We start from the raw sequence: 21,923 nt of genomic DNA on the forward strand, positions 1-21,923 counted from the left end.
GGAACCGTAGAATTTTATTTGTTTTATGCCGAGTAGGACTAAAGGTTAACAGTATTACGTAGAACCCACAATTCACTGGTCTTTTTTGAGTTGTAACTGACCAGCGTTAAGTTAGCGGAAACTATTAATATGAGTTCAGTCACTGACTTTTTGCTCAACCGGGCATCTGAGCCGCGGCTGGAAGCGCCGGGCCCCGACGCCTCAACGCTTGACCGGGCCTTCGCGTGTGCATCGCGTGCTCCGGACCATGGCTTACTGCGCCCCTGGCGTTATCTGGTTATCGAGGGTGAAGGTCTTAATGCCCTGGGTGATTTGCTCGCCGCCGGGTACACCGATATGAGGGGTAAAACCGATGAAGCGAAGCTAGAGATAATACGTGGTAAAGCGAAGCGGGCACCGATGGTTATCGTTGGAATCGCGTCGCCCAAAGAGCATCAGAAGATCCCCGAAATTGAACAGATACTCTCAGCGGGCGCGGGCATGAGTTTTCTGGGGCTGGCGTTGGAGGATGCTGGCTTTGGCGTGATGTGGCGCACCGGTGAGTTGGTATACAACCCGGTGGTTCTCGAAGGGCTTGGGCTTGAAGAGGGAGAGTCTATCATCGGGCTTCTTTACACCGGCTCTGTATCCTCGGCCAAGCCCGCGGTACCCCGGCCAGAGCTGGCTGAGTTTGTGGCGCGCTGGCCTGCGTAGTTACCTCGTGTGCTTCCCCGCTATTCCTGTGGGGGAAGCAGCTTGCCGCTTTCCCCGGGTTTGCCGTTCCCCCTTACTTCGCTCTTACCTCAATCCCCTCCTGTAACCCTCTGAATGTCGCTATTTTAAAGGGCTTCAAAAATCTGGCATCAGCATTGCTTTAATTCTGCCATAGAACGAAACCGGCAAGGCCTCAAGCCGCCGGAGACAGTATTTCGGAGGTTGTATGGCGATCACTTTTGACAAAGCTCTTGGCATTCACCAGCACGCGCTGGAAGCCAGAGTAAAGCGCGCTGAAGTTCTGGCGAACAATATGGCCAATGCTGATACGCCAGGTTTCAAAGCCCGGGATATGGATTTTCAGGCCATGATGCAAAAGGCCCAGGACAGTATGAGTGGCTTTGGCATGGAGAAAACCCATGAAGGCCACATGGATACTTCAGCGGGCGCTGGTGATTCAGATTTGATGTACCGGTTACCAAACCAGCCCTCCGTAGACGGTAATACGGTGGATGCCCAGGCAGAGCAGACCCGGTTTATGCGCAATGCGATGGATTACCAGGCCAGCTTCCAGTTTTTGAACAGCAAGTTTACCGGCCTGACTAAAGCCATCAAAGGCGAGTAATCCGCGGGTCTACGATTAGCTAAGGAGAATTATCATGTCACTGGGCAGCATATTCGATATCGCCGGTTCCGGAATGACAGCGCAGTCGCTGAGGCTGAATACAACCGCTTCAAACATTGCCAACGCAGAGACGGCGAGTTCCAGCACTGACACAACCTATCGTGCGCGGAAGCCGGTTTTCTCTGCAATTCAGCAGTCAATTCTGAACCCCGGGCAACAAGGATTTGGTGTTCAGGCGAGTGAGGATGCAGGTGCTGGCGTTCGTGTTGAGGGCATTGTTGAAAGCGATGCGGAACTGCAGATGCGCTACGAACCTCATCATCCGGCAGCAAATGAGGACGGATATGTGTTCTATCCCAATGTGAATGTGGTGGAAGAGATGGCAGACATGATGTCTTCCTCAAGAAGCTTTCAGATGAATGTAGACATTATGAACACGGCTAAATCCATGATGCAGCGCATCCTGACACTTGGTCAGCAGTAATGGGGCGGGGGATTGAATCATGAGTACAATTAACGCAACAGAAGCCTCAGATGTACTGGCTGATTATCGCAGTCAGACTCAGAGTGGCACCAGCAGCAATAGTGAGCTCGGCAAGAACGAGTTCATGGAGTTGATGCTGGCGCAGTTGAAAAATCAGAACCCGCTGGAGCCTCAGGACAACGGTGAGTTCATTTCCCAGTTGGCACAGTTCAGCTCGCTTGAAGAAATGCAGGCGCTTACCAGCACCGTTGATGATGTGGTCGGGCAGTTCCGGTCTTCCCAGGCGCTTCAGGCGTCAGCGATGGTAGGCAAAACCGTTCTCGCACCTTCCGAAGTGGGGATTCTCGGCGCTGAAGGCGAAATCTCCGGCAACATTGAAGTGCCTGCGTCCACTGGTGGTGTGCGCCTCTCTATTCAAAGCGCGAGCGGGGAGCTGGTACGTCAGATTGATCTGGGCAGTAGCTCCGCGGGAGTTATGGCGTTCAGCTGGGATGGCACAGATGGAAACGGCAACAGCTTGCCGCCGGGTCCATATCAGATTGTGGCTGAAGCCTCTTATTCTGAGGGTAGCGTTCAGCTTCCGACCCTTGTCAGCGCCAATGTAGATAGTGTGTCACTGGGCCAGAGCGGGTCGGTGACTCTGAACCTGGCGGGCATGGGCTCCATTGCGCTGTCAGATGTACAACAAATCAATTAATACCGGTGTCAGACCAGAGGTGAATTATGGCTTTTAATACAGGACTAAGCGGCCTGCGGGCGGCAGCGGTAGATCTGGATGTAACCGGCAACAATATTGCCAATGCCAGCACCGTAGGTTTTAAAGGCAGCCGAGTACAGTTTGGCGATCTCTATGCCAGTGGTTTTCTGAGCGGAGGCTCTGCACCGGTTGGTGACGGGGTGAACGTTCAGGACGTAAAACAGTCGTTCAGTCAGGGCAACATCAGCTTCACTGACAGCGGTCTTGATATGGCCATCAGTGGAGATGGCTTCTTTATACTGAATAATGGTGGCGAAACCCGTTACTCCCGGGCTGGTCAGTTCACCATCGATAAAGATGGCTTTGTGGTCAACGCTCAGTCCATGCGGGTCCAAGGTTACACCGCCGACGATGACGGTAACCTTTCCGGTATCCGTGGCGATCTTGAGATTGCTACAGATAACCTGGCGCCGCGTAGAACGACCAGCCTGACTACGGACCTGAACCTGGATTCCCGTGAGTCCGTGCTCGAATCCCGAGTACGGGATGTGGGACCGCTTGCATTCAACGATATTAGCGGTGAGCAGTTTGAAATCACCTATTCTGATGGCACTCCGAACTACTCTGTGGATCTGAGCCCGGCAACAACAGCCGGTGATATTGCAGACATTATCACCAATGCACCTGGCCTGAGTGCTTCAGCGACCACGACTGCGTCGATCGTTGATACCAATGTGCCCGCGGCCCCGCCGCTGACCGATTCCTATATTTCGGCAGCACAGACCGCAGGGAGCTTCTCGTTCAGCCTTAGTGTCAACAATGCGCCACTTCAGCTTGATACCAGCACCGCGACAACCTTGTTGGGCCTCAGGGACGCCATCAACCGCTCCAGCGATACCGCTATTTCGGCGTCTGTAGTGGATGATGGGACTGGCAATGACGTACTGCGGGTTATCCATAACCAGGGGGAGGATCTGGAGTTCAGTTATGGTAACGGTACTCCGGCTGATTCCGTAAGCACACCTATCACCGTATCAGGCGACGTGAATGTTACGGGTGACAGATCAATTGTTGGTTTGTCGGGCCTTGGAGCGGACACGGATTTTGCGGATGCGTATACCAATTCGCCTATCCGAATCACCAATGAATTCAACCCACTGGATCAGCGTACTTACAATCACGCCACATCCACTTCTATCTTCGATAGCCTGGGCAACTCCCACGAAATGACTCAGTTCTTTGTGAAAGAACCATCTCCGGGGAACGGCGTGGGTGTTAGCCAGTGGTCCGTTTACCTGCAGATTGACGGTGAAATGGTTGCGGGTACCGACACTACGCCGTATACCGCAAGATTTGATCAGGACGGCACCCTGCAGTCCGTTGATGGCGATGCCAACGGCGAAATTCTCATCACCGACTGGATTCCGAAGGACAGCGACGGCCAACCCAACGGAGCGGACGGTCCTCCGCCGGCGGGCACTAATGTTGTTACGCCCATTCCGGAGCCACCGACATCATCGGCTTTTGTGTTGAGCCTCGGGGGTACAACCCAGTATGGCGCAGCGTTTGGTGTTGATGATCAGCGCCAGAATGGCTATACCACCGGTCGTTTGTCTGGCCTTGATGTCTCGGGTGAGGGAACACTGTTTGCCCGTTATACCAACGGCCAGTCGAAAGCTTTGGGGCAGGTGGCGTTGGCCTCGTTCAACAACACAAACGGCTTGTCGCCGATAGGAGATACCAGCTGGGTAGAAACGTTCGAATCCGGTCAGCCGATTATTGGCCAGCCAGATACAGGAACGCTCGGCAGTATCGCAGCCAGTTCGGTTGAGGAGTCCAACGTGGATCTTTCTGCAGAACTGGTGAACCTGATTATTGCCCAGCGCAACTATCAGGCGAACGCCAAAACGATCGAGACCTCCGATGCGGTCACCCAGACCATCATCAACCTCCGCTAAACAGGCTTTTGTCTGAATATGGCATGACTCCTGCAAGAATGTCTGAAAGAGCACTGGAAACAGTCAAAATTCCGGCAGGAGTTGTCCCATGGACAAAGCACTTTATCTCGGTATGTCTGGCGCGAAGCAGAATATGCTTTCCCAGCGTGCCCATGCCAACAACCTGGCCAACGTAAGCACCACAGGTTTCAAGAAGGATTTTGCCCAGGCCCGCAGCATGCCTGTATTCGGGGAACATCATCCTACCCGTGCATACGCTATGGCGGAGCGCCCCGGCACAGATCTATCGGCGGGAGCACTGATGCAGACCGGCCGAAAAATGGACGTCGCCATAGAAGGCGAAGGCTGGCTGGCTATTCAGAACAACCTCGGTGAAGAAGCCTTTACCCGCTCCGGCAGCTTGCAAATTGATGTTAACGGCATGGTGCGGCTGGCCAGTGGCGAGATGGTTCTGGGTAACGGCGGACCGGTTGCCCTTCCTCCCTTTGATAATGTCCAGGTCGGTGCCGACGGCACTGTTTCTATTGTTCCCGTGGGTGGGCCCCCCGACCAGCTAGTAGAAGTGGATCGGTTGAAACTGGTCAATCCTCCCCCGGAGGCGCTGGAAAAAGGGCTGGATGGCTTTATTCATCGCAAGGCGGACCAGGCGATTGATGGTGAAGAGCCTGCCGATGCCACGTTGCGCGTGGCGTCTGGTTTTCTCGAAAGCTCTAATGTTAATGCGGTGGAAGAAATGATTTCCAACCTTCAGTTGTCCCGTCAATACGAGATGCAGGTGAAGGTTATGAGTACCGCGAACGAGAATTCCGAAGCAGCGGCACGGCTGTTGCAGAACCTTTGATAACTTTTGAAAAAAACGTGAAAACAACGCCAGCCTGGCGAAAAGCGGCAAATTTTGGCCGCAAACCAGGCATCGGCAAGGAGTAAAGACTATGCATCCGGCTCTATGGGTTAGTAAGACGGGTCTCAGTGCCCAGGACACCAACATGTCCACCATCTCCAACAACCTGGCCAACGTAAACACCACGGGCTTCAAGCGGGATCGGGCGGTATTTCAGGATCTGCTGTATCAGATCAACCGGCAACCGGGCGGTTTGAACACTCAGAACTCCGAGCTGCCCTCGGGCTTGCAGTTAGGTACAGGTGTGCGGGTAGTCGGAACGGCAAAGCAATTCAGCCAGGGCAACCTCCAGATTACTGAACAGCCTCTTGATGTAGCCGTTAATGGCCGTGGTTTTCTGCAGATCGAGCTTCCGGATGGTCAGACAGCCTACACGCGAGATGGTCAGTTCCAGCTCAATGCCGACGGCGATGTGGTTACACCGGATGGTTACCCACTCCAGCCGAACATTAACGTGCCGGAAAACGCTACAACCGTAACGATCGGCAAAGACGGTACGGTCTCCGCGATCACTGATGACCAGGCGGCGCCAGTCAATCTGGGCCAGATCACTCTGGTGAACTTTATCAATCCCCAGGGTCTGCAGGCGATAGGTAACAACCTGTTCAAGGAAACCAATTCCAGTGGCGACCCTGCTGAGGGCGAGCCGGGTCTGGCCGGGCTGGGTACGCTGGAGCAGGGCATGGTGGAGTCATCCAACGTGGAAGTGGTTGAAGAGCTGGTGAATATGATTACTACCCAGCGTGCTTATGAGATGAACTCTAAGGTCGTCTCCACCACAGACCAGATGCTCCAGTTTATTACCAACAACATTGGTTAATGCTTTGCCATGGCATGTTTTTGAAATGTCAGGCGCGCGAAAGAAGTGAGGAGTGAACTCATGAAACCGACTACATCAACCTGGTTAACCGGGCGGGCAGGGACTTTTCTGCTGGTCTGGATGCTGATTCTACTGCAGGGGTGTACCGCCATGAGCCGGCCGCGAGCTGTGCCGGATGATCCCGCTTATGCGCCGGTTCGAGCCCAGGCAATGATGCAGCGTGACCCGGAATCCGGAGCCATATACCAGAGCTCCCGCAACTACAATTTTTATGGGGACACGGTTGCACTGAATATTGGTGACGTGCTGACGGTCACACTTGACGAGTCCACCCGTGCAAGCAAGAACGCAGAATCCAGCATCACGAAAGACAACGAAATCACCTTGCCAGAGCCTACAGTGCTGGGAAAAAGCAATTTTGGCGTTGCTACTTCTATAACGAACGAGCGGGACTTTAGCGGCAAAGCGGAAGCTGACCAGAGCAACAGCCTTGCGGGCAGCATTACCGTCACGGTTACAGATGTTTTGCCAAACGGCGTACTGAAAATTCGTGGCGAGAAATGGTTGTCGTTGACCAATGGCGATGAATACGTTCGGTTGACAGGTCTTGTTCGGCCACAGGATATCGACCCAGGCAACATTGTGGCTTCCAATCGTATTGCGGATGCCCGAATTGCTTATGGTGGTACCGGTGATTTCGATCAGGCAAACCAGATGGGCTGGCTGGCCCGATTCTTTAATAGCGAGTGGTGGCCTCTGTGATGATACGTCGATGCGTAGTTCTTTCGCTGATGCTTGCGGTAATGGCGGCGCCAGTGTTGGCCGATCGCCTGAAGGATCTGGCGCGAATCAAAGGCGTGCGCAACAACCAGCTCGTGGGTTATGGGCTGGTTGTGGGGCTGGATGGTACGGGTGACAAGGCGCCCTTCACTAATCAGACATTTCGCAACATGATGAACCAGTTCGGTATCACCCTGCCGGACGGGGTGAACCCGAATCTTGCCAATGTAGCGGCCGTAACTGTGAGCGCGACTCTGCCGCCGTTCGCCAAAGCGGGCCAGGAAATAGATATCACGGTTTCGTCCATTGGTAACTCGGATAGTCTGCGAGGCGGTACTCTGCTTATGGCACCTCTTAAAGGTGCTGATGGCAACGTTTATGCGATGGCCCAGGGCAGTCTTGTTGTCGGCGGGTTTGGTGCTGAAGGGCTGGACGGCTCGCGTATCACCGTAAATGTTCCCAGCGTTGGCCGCATACCAAACGGTGCCACGATTGAACGTGAAATCGCCTCTCCTTTTACTCGTGGCGACACCATCACTTTTAACCTGATGCGCCCCGATTTCACAACGGCTCGCCGAGTGGTGGAAGTGGTCAATGAGAATCTGGGCCCCGATATGGCCTATGCCCACGATGCGACATCGATTTCTGTGCGCGCGCCCCGTGACCCTTCGCAGCGTGTGAGCTTTCTTTCCATTCTGGAAAACCTTGAAGTGGATCCTGCGGAAGATGCTGCAAAAGTCGTTATCAATAGCCGTACGGGCACCATTGTAGTTGGGCAGAATGTTCAGGTGAGCCCAGCGGCTGTTACTCACGGCAATCTCACAGTGACTATCCAGGAAAACCCGGAAGTGCAGCAGCCCAATCCATTTGCTCTTGGTAACACTGAGGTTGTGCAGGATAGCCAGATTGCTATTACCGAAGACCCGGCTCGCATGTTCAAGTTCGGACCGGCGGTTACGCTGAACGACATTGTTCAGGCTGTGAATCAGGTAGGTGCCGCGCCCGGCGACGTTATGGCGGTACTGGAAGCCCTGAAGCAGGCAGGCGCATTGCGCGCCGAGCTTATTGTTATCTAGGTGACATGATGCAGGATTATCAGCTTCAACAGGCCAGGGTATACACGGATTTCAGCGGGCTGAATGCACTGAAAAACGGTGCCCGTGATGATAAACAGGCGGCGCTTGAGGAAGTGGCACGTCAGTTTGAAAGTATCTTTCTGTCTGAAATGCTGAAGTCCATGCGCAAAGCAGGAGATGTGCTTGCTGAGGGTAACTACCTCAACAGCAGCCAGTCGGAATTCTACCGCGACATGTTCGACAGCCAGATGAGCCTTACCATGTCGGGCGGGCAGGGCACCGGGCTTGCTGATGCTCTGGTGCGGCAGTTGGGGAAAGACATTCCCGGAATCGATAAAGAGGGAGCGCTTCTCGCATCTCACAAAACTGCACTGGCGGATTATGAACGTAGCATACCGCCACTGTCGCCCCGCCTTCCTGAGCGAGTTGAAGAAGTCTCAGAGGTTGAGGTCGATAAAAACCCGGCGGCGTCTCCTGAGGCACAAAAAATGCCGGAGCAGTTCGATTCTCCTGAGCACTTTGTGCGCACGCTTTTGCCTGTTGCAGAAAGTATCTCTGCGGATACAGGTATTGATCCCAAATTGATGGTGGCCCAGGCAGCTCTGGAAACAGGCTGGGGTAAGCACATGATCCGGGGCGATGGCAGCCAGCACAGTTATAACCTTTTCGGTATCAAGGCTGACAGTCGGTGGGAGGGTGATGCGGTAACCATCACCACCACCGAGTTCCGTGAGGGTGTTCCAATGAAAGAGCGCGCGGATTTCCGGGCTTACCCGGATTATGAATCCAGCTTCCGGGACTATGTGTCATTCCTCGAGTCGAATCCCCGGTATCGGGATGTGCTCGCAAGTGCCGATCAGCCAGAAGTTTTCGCGAGGAAGTTGCAGGAAGCTGGATATGCCACTGATCCGCAGTACGGTGAGAAAATCAATCGGATTATGAACCGCGATTCGTTGATGACTCTTTCAATGAGCAATGGGGCCGGGGAGTAATTATTATGGCGGGACTGCTAGGTATTGGCCTGACCGGTATCCTCGGGCATCAGAGCGCTTTGAATACCACAGGCAACAACATCACCAACGCGAATACGCCTGGTTACAGCCGGCAGGAAGTGGTGTTCGAAACCCAGCAAGGGCAGCGCACTGGTGCCGGAACCATTGGTTCAGGCGTCAGCGTTGTGGATATTCGCAGGCTGGCGGATGAGTTTCTTGTGCAGCAGGTGCGTGAAGACAGCACGCTGACGGGTGAGCAGCAAACACTGAATTCCGAGTTGAGCCGGCTCGACAACTTGCTGGGTGGTGAAACTACGGGCCTGAATAATGCCCTGAATAACTTCTTTGCAAGTCTGCAAAACGCCGCGGAGGATCCCACCTCGCTACCGCAGCGACAGCTGGTATTGAGTGAAGCGCAACAGGTAGTTAACCGTTTCCAGGCCCTTAGCCAGGAATTCATTCAGCAGCGGGAGTCTGTGAAGACTCAGATGCAGCAGGGTGTTGAAGATGCCAACGCTCTGCTGAACAGCATTGCAGACCTTAATCTGGCGATTTCTGAATCTCCGGGGCTGGCCCAGGGCCAGATGCCGAATGAGTTGTTGGATCAGCGGGATGAAAAATTGCGCCAGCTCTCTGAGCTGGTGAGCATAAAAGTGACTGAAGCCGAGGGTAGCCAGGTAAACGTTTCCCTCTCCAATGGCCTTTCCCTTGTAGTTGGAAATAATGCGGCACAGATGGGCACCCGGAGCAGCTCGGAAGATCCGACGCGTCTGGAGTTTACGCTCTCCAATGGTGGTCGCACCCTTAACATAGATGAACAGATCTCCGGCGGTAAGCTCGGTGGGCTGAAACGTTTCGAAAGCGAAGCGCTGAAGCCGGCGTTTGATGAGTTGGGGCGGATCGCGATTGGCGTTGCTGCCAGCATGAATCACCAACACGAAATCGGTATGGATCTTGAGGGTGATCTGGGTGGTTTGTTTTTTAACGACGTTAACGACCTGGCAGTTCAGCGAAGCCGTGTTGTGGCGAATGCAGACAACCAGTTGCCAAATGATGGGCAGTTGGCGGTAGAAATTACCGACAGCAGCAAACTACCGGCCGGAAGCTGGACGCTGCAGTTCAGCGGCGACGGGCGTAATTTTGAGCTTATCGACGAGGCGTCCGGGGAAATTGTTAATCAGGGCCGGTTGCCGGATCCCGTTCAGTCCGAAATTACCATGCCGGGTTTCAATATCCGGGTAGAGGGTGGAAGCTTCAACGCTGGCGACAAGTACCTGATTCAGCCCAGCCGTAACGCAGCAGAATCAATGGGGCTGCAGGTTGATCGGGAAGAAGATCTGGCGTTTGCCAGCCCTATTCGCGCCACTACCGGCGATCAAAATGTGGGAACGGGACAGATCGATCAGGGCACTATGCTGGATGTGCGCAGCCCGTTTACCGGCTCACTGTTGCCGGGGTTTCAGACGGCGGGTGATTTAGCGAATGGGCCTTTAACTATCTCTTTTGAGGCGGGCGGTTCTACGGGCATGATGTACGTCGTAAAGGGCCCTGAGGCAGTTGCTGGGGATCCTTCTTCCGCACCTGTTATTGGTTCGCCAAAAGAGTACACCGGCGGCAATATCAATTTGGTTTTCAGTAGTGACCCTGCTGCGGGTGATGATTACCAGGGCTACCAGTTCAAGTTAACAGGCCAGCCGGCAATAGGCGACACCTTCGAGATTAACTACAACAGCAATGGTGTCTCGGATAACCGGAATGCCGAACTAATGGCTGCGCTGGGCACCGCAAATACACTCAACGGCAATAGCCAGAGCTTCACGGAAGGATACGCGGGCCTTGTTGAGGATATCGGCGTTAAAACTCGCCAGAGCCAGTTTGATCTGGAAGCTGGTAATACCCTGCTGGAGCAGTCGTCTGCCCAGCGGGAGTCGGTCTCGGGGGTAAACCTCGATGAGGAAGCCGGCAAACTGATTCAGTACCAGGCTGCTTATAACGCCTCAGCGCAGGTGATTTCGGTGGCCCAGGATTTGTTCGATACGCTGTTGCAGACGTTCCGGTAACAGATAGAGGTGATGTGACATGATCAGGATTTCATCACAACAAGTGTTCTCAAGCGGTATTAACCGGTTGCAGGAGCTAAACAGTAATCTGAATAGCACCCAGCAGCAGATATCCACGGGTAAGCGGGTTAATAAGCCCTCGGATGACCCGGTGGCTGCGGCCCGCATTCTGAAGCTTGACCAGGAGCTATCCCGGGTTAGCACTTATGAGCGCAACGTGGATCTGGCCGACAACCGTCTCAGCCAGGAGGAGAACGCTCTGGAAAGCTCCATAGATATACTCCAGAGAATTCGTGAACTTACTGTCCAGGCAGGCAATGGGTCTCTGTCCGCGAATGATCGCCAGTCCATTTCCTCGGAAATTGAAGAAAGGCTGGGGCAGTTGGCCAATATTGGCAACACCCGGGATGCCTCTGGTGAATATATTTTCAGCGGGTTTCAGGGCTCTGTGCAGGCTTTTCAGCAGAACGAGGAAGGGAGTTACGTCTATCAGGGTGACGAGGGCCAGCGCGTTCTTGAAATCGATGATGGCGTTACCGTCCCGATCAGTGACAATGGCAAGGGTATTTTCGTGAATATCCCGGCCGCTGCAACCGGAGAATACACCACTAATGTTTCAGGTGGATTTATATCTGGAGTGTCAGTTGTCAATGAGGCTGACCTTAACGCAGCCTTCAGCGGTGGCTTTCCCGGCGATATTGCGCTCACAGTCGACGCTGCCGGTATTATTCAGGCCCAGGATAGCCAAGGTAATGCACTTGCCGTTACCCCTGCTACTTATGAAAGTGGTGAACCCTTCGTAGTTGCCGGGGTTGAGGCCACTATTGCCGATATAACGCCGGGCGCAGGGGACTCCTTCACGCTGAAGCCCAACGAGCGGCAATCGGTATTCGGTACCATCGAAAACCTTATTGCGGGGCTAGAGTCCATCGATAAAGGCACGCCAGAGGGCCTTGCCGAATATGATGACCTTATCGCTCAGTCGCTGGTAAATCTCGATAATGCCCAGGAGAGCATTCTCCTCAAGCAGACTGAGTTGGGCGGGCGCATGAATGCGGTTGAATCCACCAGGAACTTCCTGGCAGATTCGTCGGTGTATACCAATGAAATCCGCTCCCAGCTACAGGATGTGGATTACGCGGAAGCGATCAGCAATCTCAGTTTTCAGAGCTTTGTGTTGCAGGCTGCGCAGCAATCCTTTGCCCAGGTTTCCCAGTTGTCGTTATTCGACCGACTGTAAATGTGAGGGGCCGTGAAAAAACTCGCGTCTCAGCGTGTTGCTTTCACGATCAGGCTCAGTATAATCTCCCCCTCTCTTCGATGGCGGCGTGGTGAAATTGGTAGACACGACGGATTCAAAATCCGTTTCCTTAACCGGAGTGGCGGTTCGAGTCCGCCCGCCGCTACCAAAACTTGATTTGAGATCAGTTTCCTAGAGAAAAATTAAACCAGCTTCCAGGCTGGTTTTTTTGTGTCTGTTCGGTTTCTTCGATAATTGTCCGAAGCAACAGATGAGATGTCTGGCTATTTTTTCGGGTGCTCACCATAGCTCTGAACTACAATGATTGTCGGAACAGCGTGTCATTAATACAGCAAGGGTGGCCAAAGAAACGGCTGTCTATGGGCTACAGGGAATTAAGAGGGCAAGTATGAAGGGATCTACAATAATGAAATATATCTGCTTTTTTTTCGCAGCAATTTTGGCCGGGTGCGCCAGCTCCGGCACAAAGGTCGAGCGCATTGATGCGGTTGCGGAAGTAGATAAAAACTACAGCCGTGTTCTGGTATTCGCTGTAACGCAAAAAGAGCACAATCGGTCGGCTATTGAAACCGAGCTTGTGGCGGAACTGAACAAGCATGAATTCGAAGCTAGTCGCTTCGAAATGCAGAACTCAGAGATCCCCTGGGGTGACCCGACCCGATTACAGAACCTGATTGCTGAGGATGCAAGAAGCGGCGAATACGATGGTGTACTGGTGGTTTCTCTGATCAGCAAGCATCGCGAATCCCGATATGTTCCGGAGCAGGTTATTCACCAGCCTGTTGTTACATCTGTTGGGCCACTGGCATCAACCACTTATATGGAAACTACAGTAGTGCCAGCAGATTATGAAGAAACCATAAGCTATGCGTTGAAATCGACGTTGTTCGACACGGACTCTGCCAAGCCCGTCTGGCAGCTGTATTCCAGTACAGTTGATCCGAAAAGCATAGACGTTGCCGCCAAAGATTTCGGAAAGGTGATAGTTAAAGCACTTCGAAAAACCTTGCCCCATGCAAAGAAGGGTAACTAAGGCCGTGTCGACCTAACGGTTTGATTGTGCCTTGGCGCGCACTGCCAAGGGCGGTGTGGTTGTAACCGAGCTGGTGCGCATGCCATACTACGCCGCTTTCGTAAGTGGTTGAGTTTAATTAAATCAGTCACTTACGAAAATTAACCAGCAGCGGCCCGGATCTTGAATTGGCCCGCCGCTACCATATTCAAGTCGCATAGTGCGACGTCGTGAACAGTCCGGTCCATGAACGTCTCCGATTTTCACTTTGATCTCCCGGACGAACTCATCGCCCGGTACCCCCTAAGAGAGCGCAGCGCTTCCCGTCTTCTATGCCTTGAAGGTACGACAGGCGATACTGTGCACCGTTGTTTTACGGACCTTCCGGATTTGCTGCAGCCAGGCGATCTGCTCGTTTTCAATGATACTCGTGTGATACCGGCTCGCCTGTTTGGCAAGAAAGAAACCGGCGGTCAGGTTGAAGTATTGGTAGAGCGCGTAATTGATGAACGTAACCTGGTGGCTCATGTTCGGGCGTCTAAAGCCCTTAAGGATGGTCAAAAGGTCATTCTTGAAGACGGTACTGTACTGCGCATGACCGGCCGTAGTGATGCCTTGTTTCATCTTGCGAGTGAGGCTGATGAGGCAGTGCTGGATATGCTGGAGCGTATTGGGCATATGCCTCTGCCGCCTTATGTTGACCGGCCAGATGAATCTGCGGACCGGGAGCGCTATCAGACAGTCTATGCCAGGGAAGCCGGGGCCGTCGCAGCTCCGACGGCTGGCCTGCATTTTGATGAAGACGTGTTAGCGGCTCTCAAAGCGCGAGGCGTGGAAAGCACATTCGTTACTTTGCACGTAGGGGCTGGAACCTTTCAGCCTGTACGCGTAGACCGTATCGACGAGCATGTGATGCACAGTGAAATAGTCCATGTGCCCGAGGCGGCGGTAGAGGCGGTTAATCGCACTCGTGCCCGGGGTGGCCGTGTAGTAGCCGTTGGGACAACCTCAGTGCGGTCTCTCGAGTCTGCAAGCAGGGGAGGTTTTTTGCGCGCTTTCCGGGGCGAAACGGATATTTTTATCCATCCCGGCTACCGGTTTCAGACCGTCGACGCGTTGGTTACCAACTTCCATTTGCCAGAATCCACACTGATCATGCTGGTGAGCGCGTTTGCGGGCTACGAGCATGTGATGCGTGCATACCACGAAGCTGTTGACGAAAAGTACCGGTTTTTCAGTTATGGCGATGCCATGTTCATAACCGGACAGGAGCCGAGCAGGGGAATGCTGCTTGGAGTACCTGATGAGCCTGCACAGGCAGGCACTCAATCACCACTTGATAGCGGAGACAAGTCTTGAGCCAGCCCTGTTTCATGTCCTTTGAAAAATTGGGAGAAGATGGTCTGGCGCGACGCGGCAGGCTGACCTTTCCGAGGGGAACGGTTGAAACCCCGGCGTTTATGCCTGTAGGCACCTATGGAACGGTCAAAGGAATGTTGCCGCGCGATATTCACGAAATCGGCGCTGAAATCATCCTCGGTAATACGTTTCATCTAATGCTGCGCCCAGGCACAGAGGTGATAAAAGCCCACGGTGATCTCCACGACTTTACCCAGTGGAAAGGGCCGATCCTGACCGACTCTGGCGGATTTCAGGTTTTCAGTCTTGGCGAGATGCGCAAAATTACCGAAGAAAAAGTAACCTTCCGGTCACCGATAGACGGTTCACCGGTTGAGCTGTCACCGGAAATTGCGATACAGGTCCAGCGTGATCTCGGTTCGGATATCGTTATGATATTTGATGAGTGCACTCCATACCCTGCAACAGAGAAGCAGGCAAAGGACTCTATGGAGCTTTCACTGCGCTGGGCGAAGCGCAGCAAGGACGCCCATGAGGGTAATCCCGCAGCTCTGTTTGGCATTGTTCAGGGTGGCATGTATGAGTCCCTGCGAGACCGTTCTCTGGAAGGCCTTACCGACATAGGTTTCGATGGTTATGCCATTGGTGGTCTGTCGGTAGGTGAGCCAAAAGAAGACATGATCCGCATCCTTGATCATTTGCCGCCGAAAATGCCGGCCGACAAACCTCGTTATCTGATGGGGGTAGGGCGCCCGGAAGATCTCGTTGAAGGGGTAAGGCGCGGTGTCGACATGTTCGATTGCGTGATGCCTACGAGAAATGCCCGTAATGGTTATCTGTTCACATCTACCGGCATCGTAAAGATCCGCAATGCCAGGCATCGTCACGATACCTCACCGTTGGATGATCGGTGTGACTGCTACACTTGCAAGAATTTTTCGAGAAGTTACCTGCATCATCTGGATAAGTGTGGAGAAATGCTGGGTTCCCAGCTTAATACAATCCATAACTTGCGCTTCTATCAGAACCTGATGGCTGGATTGCGCGGCGCCATTGAAGCAGGTACATTGTCGGACTTTATAAGCGACTTCTATGCTCTGCGCGGCGAGACAGTGCCAGCGCTGGGTAATGGGTAACTATTTTTGCTTAATCAACGGAGAGTTTTAATGAAATCAGTCAAGTTGTTTTTAGCCGGCCTAATGGCAATGATGCCCGCACTTGCGATGGCTCAGGAAGCGGGTCCTGCTGGTGGCATGGGTGTTATGGGCCAGGTGATCTTCTTCGCCGGCTTTATTCTGATTTTCTACTTCCTGATCTGGCGCCCGCAATCCAAGCGCGCTAAAGAGCACAAAACACTGATGTCCGGCCTTAACAAGGGTGACGAAGTGGTTACATCCGGCGGCATTGCCGGAAAAATCACGAAAGTAACCGACGATTTCATCATTGTTGAAATTGCTGACAATGTTGAGATCAAGGTACAGAAAGTCGCTGTTGCCGCTGCATTGCCGAAAGGTACGCTCAAAGATATCTGAGCAAGGTCTCTCAGGGCCGGCCTTGATACCCGCCGGCCTGAACCTTCCTGGCTGAAACACCAAGGCTGGCTTCAGGGCCGGCTACAAGGGATCCCATGCTGAACAAGTACCCGCTTTGGAAAAACCTGATTATCCTGATCGCGATTCTGATCGGGTTTATCTACGCTCTACCCAATCTTTTCCCCGATGACTACGCTGTGCAGATTACCGGTGCGCGCAGTAGTACCGAAGTTAATTCTGCCGTGCTCGAGAGGGCGCTCAAGGCTTTGGAATCGGATGGTATCGAGGTTAAAAGCAGTTCTCTTGAGGATCGGGATGCCCTTATCCGGTTGACCAGTTCCGATGACCAACTGCGCGCCCGGCCAGCGGTTCAGGCCGCTCTTGGTAGAGACTATCTTGTTGCTCTCAATATGGCAGCTTCGACACCCTCCTGGCTGAGAAGCCTGGGTGCAGGGCCGATGAAACTCGGCCTCGACCTCCGTGGCGGTGTTCACTTCCTGCTCGAAGTCGATATGGATACAGCCGTTGGCCAGAGACTGGAAGCTGTCTCCGGCCAGATAAAGCGAGAACTTCGTGAAGAGCGTGTTCGTTATCGCGGCGGTGATGTTGAAGGTGACCGTGATATCGTCCTGAGTTTTCGTGATGAAGCCTCCCGGTCTGAAGCTTTTGACTTGATCAAGCGTCAGTACAACGAGTTTTTGCTCGACGAGCGAACCAGTGGTGACGAGTTTTTGATTGTTCTTACCTTGTCAGAAGCTGAGGTGACTGCCATTCGCAAGTATGCCCTTGAGCAGAACCTGACCACTATCCGTAACCGGGTGAACGAACTTGGCGTTGCCGAGCCTCTGGTGCAGCAGCAGGGCGCTGACAGGATTATCGTAGAGCTGCCGGGTGTTCAGGATACGGCTCAGGCCAAACGTGTTCTTGGTGCTACAGCAAACCTGGAATTCCGTATGGAAGCTCGTCAGGATGCTGCGGCGAGCGAGACCGAGCAGTTCAGCTTCCGCGATGAGCTCCAGCGTAGTGCTCGCCTGGAGCGTGATGTCATTGCTACAGGTAATAACGTTGCGAATGCCCAGCAGGCGTTCGATGAAAACGGTCAGCCTCAGGTAAGTATCACCATGGACTCGGTGGGCGGCGACTTGATGAACCGGGCGACGCGCAATGCCATAGGCCGTCGCATGGCCGTACTGTTTATTGAATTCCGCACGGAAACCGAGACCAGAATGGTCAATGGCGAGCCGGTGGAGTCAGAAAAGCGGGTTGTTGAGAAAGGTATTATCAGCCTGGCTACTGTTCAGTCAGCATTGGGCAGCAGCTTCCGCATTACAGGTCTGGACTCCATTCCTGAGGCCGCGGAACTTGCACTGCTTCTGCGAGCCGGTGCTTTGGCTGCGCCCATGTACTTTGTACAGGAGCGCACTATCGGGCCAAGCCTGGGTCAGAAGAATATTGATGCGGGCATGATGTCAGTGGCTCTCGGGTTTATCCTTGTGCTTCTGTACATGCTGGTTTATTACCGGGGCTTCGGGGTTGTGGCAAATATTGCTCTGACCATCAACCTGATGCTTCTTATAGCGTGCATGTCCATTCTCTCGGCCACACTGACCTTGCCTGGTATCGCCGGCATCGTATTGACTGTGGGTATGGCGGTCGATGCCAATGTGCTTATATTTGAGCGCATAAAAGAGGAGCTCAAAGGGGGTGTATCACCCCAGCTGGCGATCAACACAGGTTACTCCCGCGCCTTTGTGTCCATTTTCGATGCGAACATCACGACTCTGCTTGTAGCTATTATTCTATTCGCAATGGGCTCGGGCCCGGTTAAAGGTTTCGCGGTGACATTGTGCATCGGGATCCTGACGTCCATGTTCTCCGGGCTGATGGTTAGCCGGAGTATCGTCAATACCGTCTATGGCGGCCGCAGGGTCGAGAAACTGTCGATCGGAGGAAAGATCGCCAATGTCTGATGATCAGAAGAAGCCGTTTGATTTTATGGGGTTCCGGAAGATTGCTTCTGTTATCTCCATTTCACTGATAGTAGTTTCCATTGTGCTTCTGGGAGTCCGTGGCCTTAACTTTGGCATGGACTTCACTGGCGGCACGTCCGTTGAGCTGGAGTATAAGGAAGCGCCTCTGCTCGACGAGGTTCGTTCGACGCTTACGGAGGCGGGGTACGATCAGTTTGTAGTGCAGAACTTTGGTGCCGATACCATTGTTCTGGTGCGTTTGTCTGAAGCCGGTAATGACCAGCTTGCCCAGGAGATCACCAGCGCTCTTGAGGCTGGTGGTGATGAGCTTGAGCTGATCGGTTCCGAATTTGTGGGGTCGCAGGTTGGTGATGAGCTTAAAGAGGATAGTGGCCTCGGCCTTCTTCTGGCGCTCGCCGTGGTGCTCATCTATGTGGGTATGCGATTCCAGTTCAAATTCGGTATCGCGTCGGTAGTGCCTTTGGCCCACGACGTTATTATCGTTCTCGGGCTTTTCGCATTGTTCCAGTGGACCTTCGATCTGACTGTTCTTGCAGCCTTGCTGGCCGTTATCGGTTACTCGCTGAACGACACCATTGTTGTGGCGGATCGCATCCGTGAAAACTTTCGGAAAATGCGGGAAGGCGAGCCCTGGGATATCATCAATGAGTCTATCCACCAGACCATTGCCCGTACTATTAACACGTCGGGCACCACGCTGGTGGTTTTGCTGGCTTTGTATTTCCTGGGTGGAGAAGCGATCAATAACTTCGCGCTTGCGTTGATCATCGGTGTTGTCGTAGGTACCTATTCGTCCATCTATGTATCTGCCAACCTCTTGATGGCAATGAGCGTTTCTCGCGAAGACCTGATGGTTCCAGCGAAAGAAGGTACTGGCGATTCCGAAGAAGACGAGCAGCCACCGGAATGGCTTAACCGTATGTGATTTTCCCGGGGCGAATCTCCGGGCACAAAAAAACCGCCACTTTCCAGTTGGCGGTTTTTTTGTGCCCGGAATCTGATATTTGATTCAGAACCGGGTGTTTGCTTTAAGCAGGTATGCGACCACGGAACGGCTGGAGTACTTTAAGCACTTCCCGGAACAGCTTGGGGTTCGCAACCACCAGCTGTCGCGCTTTGCCAGTTGATGGATTCCCTGCGAAATCGCCGGTCAGTGCACCGGATTCCATTGCCAGGGTTACGCCAAGATCCAGATCTACAGTTTCCGGGCGGAATATAACGGCTGCATCCAGAAGACCCGCAGAAACCCGGGCGATATCCAGAACCACACAGCCTGATGTGCGGAACATGCCTGAGTTCTGAGCCAGCACGGCGGCCATTTCGCCCCAAAGCAGGGGGTTGTCGCCTTTGCGTGCCTGGTCAAGCAAGTTGCTTGCAAAGGCCGCTTTTTCTGTATGCCGAACTTCTGAAGCGCGAACTCTGCGGCTGTTCAATGCGGCACCGCGTCCACGGCTGGCGGAGTATTCCTCGCCTGTAACCGGGTTCACCAGAAGCAGGTTTTCAGTGCGATTGTTCTTCTTTTGTGCCAGTGCCAGGGCAAATTCAGGGATGCCTCTGAGGAAATTTTCGCGACCCATGGTCGGGAAAATGTGCCAGCTTCTCTCGCTGGTGCCGGCATCTGCTTCATTCAGCGGCGCGATGGTGTGATCTTTGTAGGCCTTTCCGAGTTGCTCAGCAAAATTGTCGTAAATGGATTGCTCTACCCGGTCCAACTGAAGGCGACGTTCGTCGTCGTCCTTTCCGGTGGGCTCCTGGCGCTCGAAGTGGGCTTTCAGGTAATCCGACCCTTGGCGCGCAACGCGCAGGGCCATTTTAATAGCTGGTTCCATCTGAGTGTTCGTTATCCGGGTGTGTGAAGGCCGGGTATGATAGCAAAAGAACCTTGCTCTTGTATGCTTTTTGACTCAGGAATAGCACGGATAACGCCATATGATGAGTTTTTCGGGGGGAGCAGAAAGCGAGTCGTTTCTGCTATCATTGCCGGCCTTAAATTTTAACTTTGGGCTTGCAGCCAATGCACAAACCATCTCCCCCGCTGGAAGGGCCGGACGCATTTCAGGATCAGATCCGGATTGTCCTTGTAGAGACTTCTCACTCAGGCAATATTGGTGCTGTTGCCCGGGCCATGAAGAACATGGGGCTTGCCAACCTATGGATGGTAAATCCGAACTCATTTCCTGATGAGGCCTCATACGCCCGTGCCGCCGGTGCTTCCGATATTCTGAATCGGGCCCAGGTAGTTCCAACGCTGGATAAGGCTCTGGAAGATTGTGTCATGGTGTTGGGCACCAGTGCCCGGGGGCGCAAGGTGCCCTGGCCAGTTGTGCCACCACCTGAGGCGGCTGCAATTGCGGCCGAAAATAGCCTTTCTGGCCCGGTGGCCCTGGTTTTCGGGCGGGAAAATCACGGCTTGAGTAATGATGAGCTTCAGCGCTGCCATTACCACATCCATATTCCATCGAACCCGGATTACAGTTCTCTGAATTTGGCGATGGCTGTGCAGATCATGTGCTACGAATTGCGCATGCTTTTTCTGCGTAACCTTGAAGGCGGTGAAGGTAGTCCCTATTTAAAGCCGATGCTGGCACCGGGTGATGCGGGTTGGGATGTATCACCCGCCAAGGTGGGGGATGTTGAGAGCTTTTTCGTCCATCTTGAGCAGACGCTGCATGATGTCGATTTCCATCGCCGAGACAACCCGCGGCAGTTGATGTCTCGTTTGCGCAGGCTGTTTCAGCGGGCAAAACTCGATCGGATGGAGATCAATATTCTTCGGGGGATCCTGAGCGCGGTGCAGAAAGCTGCGGGGGTGTCTGGGAACACGAAACAAACCGAGGCCGGTTCAGAACCGACCGGACAGGAAGATCGCCATGTTTAGGCATTTGCGTGAAGATGTAAAAAGTGTATTTCACCGAGACCCTGCCGCCAGGAATACCTTTGAGGTGCTCACGAATTATCCGGGGCTGCATGCTCTGCTTATTCACCGGGTTTCTCACTGGCTTTGGAATGCAGGGCTGAAATGGCTGGCGCGCACTATCTCGACCCTGGCGCGTTGGTTTACCGGTATAGAAATACATCCCGGAGCCACGATTGGCCGGCGATTCTTTATTGATCACGGCATGGGTGTGGTGATTGGTGAGACGACTGTTATTGGGGATGATGTAACTCTATACCAGGGCGTCACTCTTGGCGGTACCAGCTGGAACAAGGGTAAGCGTCACCCCACTATTGGCGACGGCGTTGTTGTTGGTGCCGGCGCAAAGATTCTGGGGCCTTTTGAAGTGGGTGAGGGCGCCAAAATCGGATCGAACTCTGTTGTAACAAAAGCGGTACCGATCGGCGCGACGGTTGTGGGTATTCCGGGCAGGATCATTGTTAAGGAAAAAACGGAAGACGACGCGCGTCGCAAGGTCATGGAAGAGCGTATGGGCTTCGATGCCTATGGCGTAACCGAGGAGATGCCGGACCCGGTGGCGCGCTCTGTGAGGGCATTGCTGGATCATATGCATGCTGTCGATGATCGTATCGAGACCATGTGCAAGGCACTCCGTAAGGTTAACAGTGAGTACCAGAATGGCGAGTTGCCTGTACTGGATGAAGACGATTTTGACTGCGTGCGGGACGATAGAGAGGATCGGGACTGAATACTTGACTGGAATACTTGGTCAATTCATACTCGGAC

21 protein-coding genes and 1 tRNA gene are annotated in these 21,923 nt (G+C 53.5%); 21 read left to right on the forward strand and 1 reads right to left on the reverse strand.

Annotated features, from left to right (window positions below; all coding sequences use genetic code 11):
* Nucleotides 1–129: 129 nt before the first annotated feature.
* The 19 genes from Q4501_RS08105 to secF all read left to right on the forward strand — a co-directional run bounded on the left by Q4501_RS08105 (nt 130) and on the right by secF (nt 19,166).
* On the forward strand, nt 130–693 hold the full coding sequence (locus Q4501_RS08105; RefSeq protein WP_303595720.1) for a nitroreductase: 564 nt from the start codon (nt 130–132) through the stop codon (nt 691–693).
* A gap of 226 nt (nt 694–919) precedes the next feature.
* Complete coding sequence (gene flgB / locus Q4501_RS08110) at nt 920–1,318, forward strand: flagellar basal body rod protein FlgB (RefSeq protein WP_303595721.1); 399 nt, start codon at nt 920–922, stop codon at nt 1,316–1,318.
* 34 nt (nt 1,319–1,352) lie between these two features.
* A complete protein-coding gene (gene flgC / locus Q4501_RS08115; protein WP_303595722.1) occupies nt 1,353–1,802 on the forward strand; it encodes a flagellar basal body rod protein FlgC in 450 nt (149 codons plus the stop codon).
* A 19-nt stretch (nt 1,803–1,821) separates the two neighbouring features.
* Entirely contained in the window at nt 1,822–2,499 is a 678-nt protein-coding gene (locus Q4501_RS08120; protein ID WP_303595723.1) for a flagellar hook assembly protein FlgD, read from the forward strand.
* Between the two features lie 26 nt (nt 2,500–2,525).
* Nucleotides 2,526–4,457, forward strand: coding sequence for a flagellar hook protein FlgE (locus tag Q4501_RS08125; RefSeq protein WP_303595724.1), 1,932 nt, complete (start codon nt 2,526–2,528; stop codon nt 4,455–4,457).
* 88 nt (nt 4,458–4,545) lie between these two features.
* Nucleotides 4,546–5,298: a flagellar basal body rod protein FlgF gene (locus Q4501_RS08130; protein ID WP_303595725.1), complete on the forward strand. Its 753-nt coding sequence runs from the start codon at nt 4,546–4,548 to the stop codon at nt 5,296–5,298.
* A gap of 91 nt (nt 5,299–5,389) precedes the next feature.
* The gene (gene flgG, locus Q4501_RS08135; RefSeq protein ID WP_303595726.1) at nt 5,390–6,178 is read left to right on the forward strand and encodes a flagellar basal-body rod protein FlgG; all 789 of its coding nucleotides are present in this window, start codon (nt 5,390–5,392) and stop codon (nt 6,176–6,178) included.
* A gap of 60 nt (nt 6,179–6,238) precedes the next feature.
* Nucleotides 6,239–6,940: a flagellar basal body L-ring protein FlgH gene (gene flgH, locus Q4501_RS08140; RefSeq protein WP_303595727.1), complete on the forward strand. Its 702-nt coding sequence runs from the start codon at nt 6,239–6,241 to the stop codon at nt 6,938–6,940.
* Nucleotides 6,940–8,034: a flagellar basal body P-ring protein FlgI gene (locus Q4501_RS08145; protein WP_303595728.1), complete on the forward strand. Its 1,095-nt coding sequence runs from the start codon at nt 6,940–6,942 to the stop codon at nt 8,032–8,034. Before flgH ends, Q4501_RS08145 begins: the two co-directional genes overlap by 1 nt.
* Nucleotides 8,035–8,042: 8 nt before the next feature.
* A complete protein-coding gene (flgJ, locus tag Q4501_RS08150; protein WP_303595729.1) occupies nt 8,043–9,026 on the forward strand; it encodes a flagellar assembly peptidoglycan hydrolase FlgJ in 984 nt (327 codons plus the stop codon).
* Nucleotides 9,027–9,031: 5 nt separating this feature from the next.
* Nucleotides 9,032–11,086 (forward strand): flagellar hook-associated protein FlgK, encoded by a 2,055-nt coding sequence (gene flgK / locus Q4501_RS08155; protein ID WP_303595730.1) that lies wholly within the window; start codon nt 9,032–9,034, stop codon nt 11,084–11,086.
* A 19-nt stretch (nt 11,087–11,105) separates the two neighbouring features.
* Nucleotides 11,106–12,326: a flagellar hook-associated protein FlgL gene (gene flgL / locus Q4501_RS08160; protein WP_303595731.1), complete on the forward strand. Its 1,221-nt coding sequence runs from the start codon at nt 11,106–11,108 to the stop codon at nt 12,324–12,326.
* 82 nt (nt 12,327–12,408) lie between these two features.
* Nucleotides 12,409–12,495: transfer RNA gene (locus Q4501_RS08165), tRNA-Leu, on the forward strand.
* Nucleotides 12,496–12,753: 258 nt separating this feature from the next.
* A complete protein-coding gene (locus tag Q4501_RS08170) occupies nt 12,754–13,380 on the forward strand; it encodes a hypothetical protein (protein ID WP_303595732.1) in 627 nt (208 codons plus the stop codon).
* Between the two features lie 225 nt (nt 13,381–13,605).
* Nucleotides 13,606–14,718, forward strand: coding sequence for a tRNA preQ1(34) S-adenosylmethionine ribosyltransferase-isomerase QueA (queA, locus tag Q4501_RS08175; protein WP_303595733.1), 1,113 nt, complete (start codon nt 13,606–13,608; stop codon nt 14,716–14,718).
* A 14-nt stretch (nt 14,719–14,732) separates the two neighbouring features.
* Nucleotides 14,733–15,854, forward strand: coding sequence for a tRNA guanosine(34) transglycosylase Tgt (gene tgt, locus Q4501_RS08180; RefSeq protein ID WP_303596185.1), 1,122 nt, complete (start codon nt 14,733–14,735; stop codon nt 15,852–15,854).
* 63 nt (nt 15,855–15,917) lie between these two features.
* A complete protein-coding gene (gene yajC, locus Q4501_RS08185; RefSeq protein WP_303596186.1) occupies nt 15,918–16,250 on the forward strand; it encodes a preprotein translocase subunit YajC in 333 nt (110 codons plus the stop codon).
* Between the two features lie 95 nt (nt 16,251–16,345).
* Nucleotides 16,346–18,220 (forward strand): protein translocase subunit SecD, encoded by a 1,875-nt coding sequence (secD, locus tag Q4501_RS08190; protein WP_303595734.1) that lies wholly within the window; start codon nt 16,346–16,348, stop codon nt 18,218–18,220.
* Entirely contained in the window at nt 18,213–19,166 is a 954-nt protein-coding gene (gene secF / locus Q4501_RS08195; protein WP_303595735.1) for a protein translocase subunit SecF, read from the forward strand. Before secD ends, secF begins: the two co-directional genes overlap by 8 nt.
* A gap of 103 nt (nt 19,167–19,269) precedes the next feature.
* On the opposite strand, the gene Q4501_RS08200 is transcribed toward secF, so the two are convergent.
* Entirely contained in the window at nt 19,270–20,070 is an 801-nt protein-coding gene (locus Q4501_RS08200; RefSeq protein WP_303595736.1) for an inositol monophosphatase family protein, read from the reverse strand.
* Between the two features lie 185 nt (nt 20,071–20,255).
* Here Q4501_RS08200 and trmJ point away from each other — a divergent pair, with 185 nt between their 5' ends.
* Both trmJ and cysE read left to right on the forward strand, forming a co-directional pair.
* Complete coding sequence (gene trmJ, locus Q4501_RS08205) at nt 20,256–21,119, forward strand: tRNA (cytosine(32)/uridine(32)-2'-O)-methyltransferase TrmJ (RefSeq protein WP_303595737.1); 864 nt, start codon at nt 20,256–20,258, stop codon at nt 21,117–21,119.
* Nucleotides 21,112–21,885: a serine O-acetyltransferase gene (cysE, locus tag Q4501_RS08210; protein WP_303595738.1), complete on the forward strand. Its 774-nt coding sequence runs from the start codon at nt 21,112–21,114 to the stop codon at nt 21,883–21,885. Before trmJ ends, cysE begins: the two co-directional genes overlap by 8 nt.
* Nucleotides 21,886–21,923 lie beyond the last annotated feature (38 nt).

It is taken from the genome of Marinobacter sp. 2_MG-2023 (assembly GCF_030546935.1).
Lineage (GTDB): Bacteria > Pseudomonadota > Gammaproteobacteria > Pseudomonadales > Oleiphilaceae > Marinobacter.

Excerpts from the sequence above, each read along its gene's own strand:
- Q4501_RS08105 (WP_303595720.1), top strand. The coding sequence starts at position 130 with ATGAGTTCAGTCACTGACTTTTTGCTCAACCGGGCATCTGAGCCGCGG.
- flgB (WP_303595721.1), top strand. The coding sequence starts at position 920 with ATGGCGATCACTTTTGACAAAGCTCTTGGCATTCACCAGCACGCGCTG.
- flgC (WP_303595722.1), top strand. The coding sequence starts at position 1,353 with ATGTCACTGGGCAGCATATTCGATATCGCCGGTTCCGGAATGACAGCG.
- Q4501_RS08120 (WP_303595723.1), top strand. The coding sequence starts at position 1,822 with ATGAGTACAATTAACGCAACAGAAGCCTCAGATGTACTGGCTGATTAT.
- Q4501_RS08125 (WP_303595724.1), top strand. The coding sequence starts at position 2,526 with ATGGCTTTTAATACAGGACTAAGCGGCCTGCGGGCGGCAGCGGTAGAT.
- Q4501_RS08130 (WP_303595725.1), top strand. The coding sequence starts at position 4,546 with ATGGACAAAGCACTTTATCTCGGTATGTCTGGCGCGAAGCAGAATATG.
- flgG (WP_303595726.1), top strand. The coding sequence starts at position 5,390 with ATGCATCCGGCTCTATGGGTTAGTAAGACGGGTCTCAGTGCCCAGGAC.
- flgH (WP_303595727.1), top strand. The coding sequence starts at position 6,239 with ATGAAACCGACTACATCAACCTGGTTAACCGGGCGGGCAGGGACTTTT.
- Q4501_RS08145 (WP_303595728.1), top strand. The coding sequence starts at position 6,940 with ATGATACGTCGATGCGTAGTTCTTTCGCTGATGCTTGCGGTAATGGCG.
- flgJ (WP_303595729.1), top strand. The coding sequence starts at position 8,043 with ATGCAGGATTATCAGCTTCAACAGGCCAGGGTATACACGGATTTCAGC.
- flgK (WP_303595730.1), top strand. The coding sequence starts at position 9,032 with ATGGCGGGACTGCTAGGTATTGGCCTGACCGGTATCCTCGGGCATCAG.
- flgL (WP_303595731.1), top strand. The coding sequence starts at position 11,106 with ATGATCAGGATTTCATCACAACAAGTGTTCTCAAGCGGTATTAACCGG.
- Q4501_RS08170 (WP_303595732.1), top strand. The coding sequence starts at position 12,754 with ATGAAATATATCTGCTTTTTTTTCGCAGCAATTTTGGCCGGGTGCGCC.
- queA (WP_303595733.1), top strand. The coding sequence starts at position 13,606 with ATGAACGTCTCCGATTTTCACTTTGATCTCCCGGACGAACTCATCGCC.
- tgt (WP_303596185.1), top strand. The coding sequence starts at position 14,733 with ATGTCCTTTGAAAAATTGGGAGAAGATGGTCTGGCGCGACGCGGCAGG.
- yajC (WP_303596186.1), top strand. The coding sequence starts at position 15,918 with ATGGCAATGATGCCCGCACTTGCGATGGCTCAGGAAGCGGGTCCTGCT.
- secD (WP_303595734.1), top strand. The coding sequence starts at position 16,346 with ATGCTGAACAAGTACCCGCTTTGGAAAAACCTGATTATCCTGATCGCG.
- secF (WP_303595735.1), top strand. The coding sequence starts at position 18,213 with ATGTCTGATGATCAGAAGAAGCCGTTTGATTTTATGGGGTTCCGGAAG.
- Q4501_RS08200 (WP_303595736.1), bottom strand. The coding sequence starts at position 20,070 with ATGGAACCAGCTATTAAAATGGCCCTGCGCGTTGCGCGCCAAGGGTCG.
- trmJ (WP_303595737.1), top strand. The coding sequence starts at position 20,256 with ATGCACAAACCATCTCCCCCGCTGGAAGGGCCGGACGCATTTCAGGAT.
- cysE (WP_303595738.1), top strand. The coding sequence starts at position 21,112 with ATGTTTAGGCATTTGCGTGAAGATGTAAAAAGTGTATTTCACCGAGAC.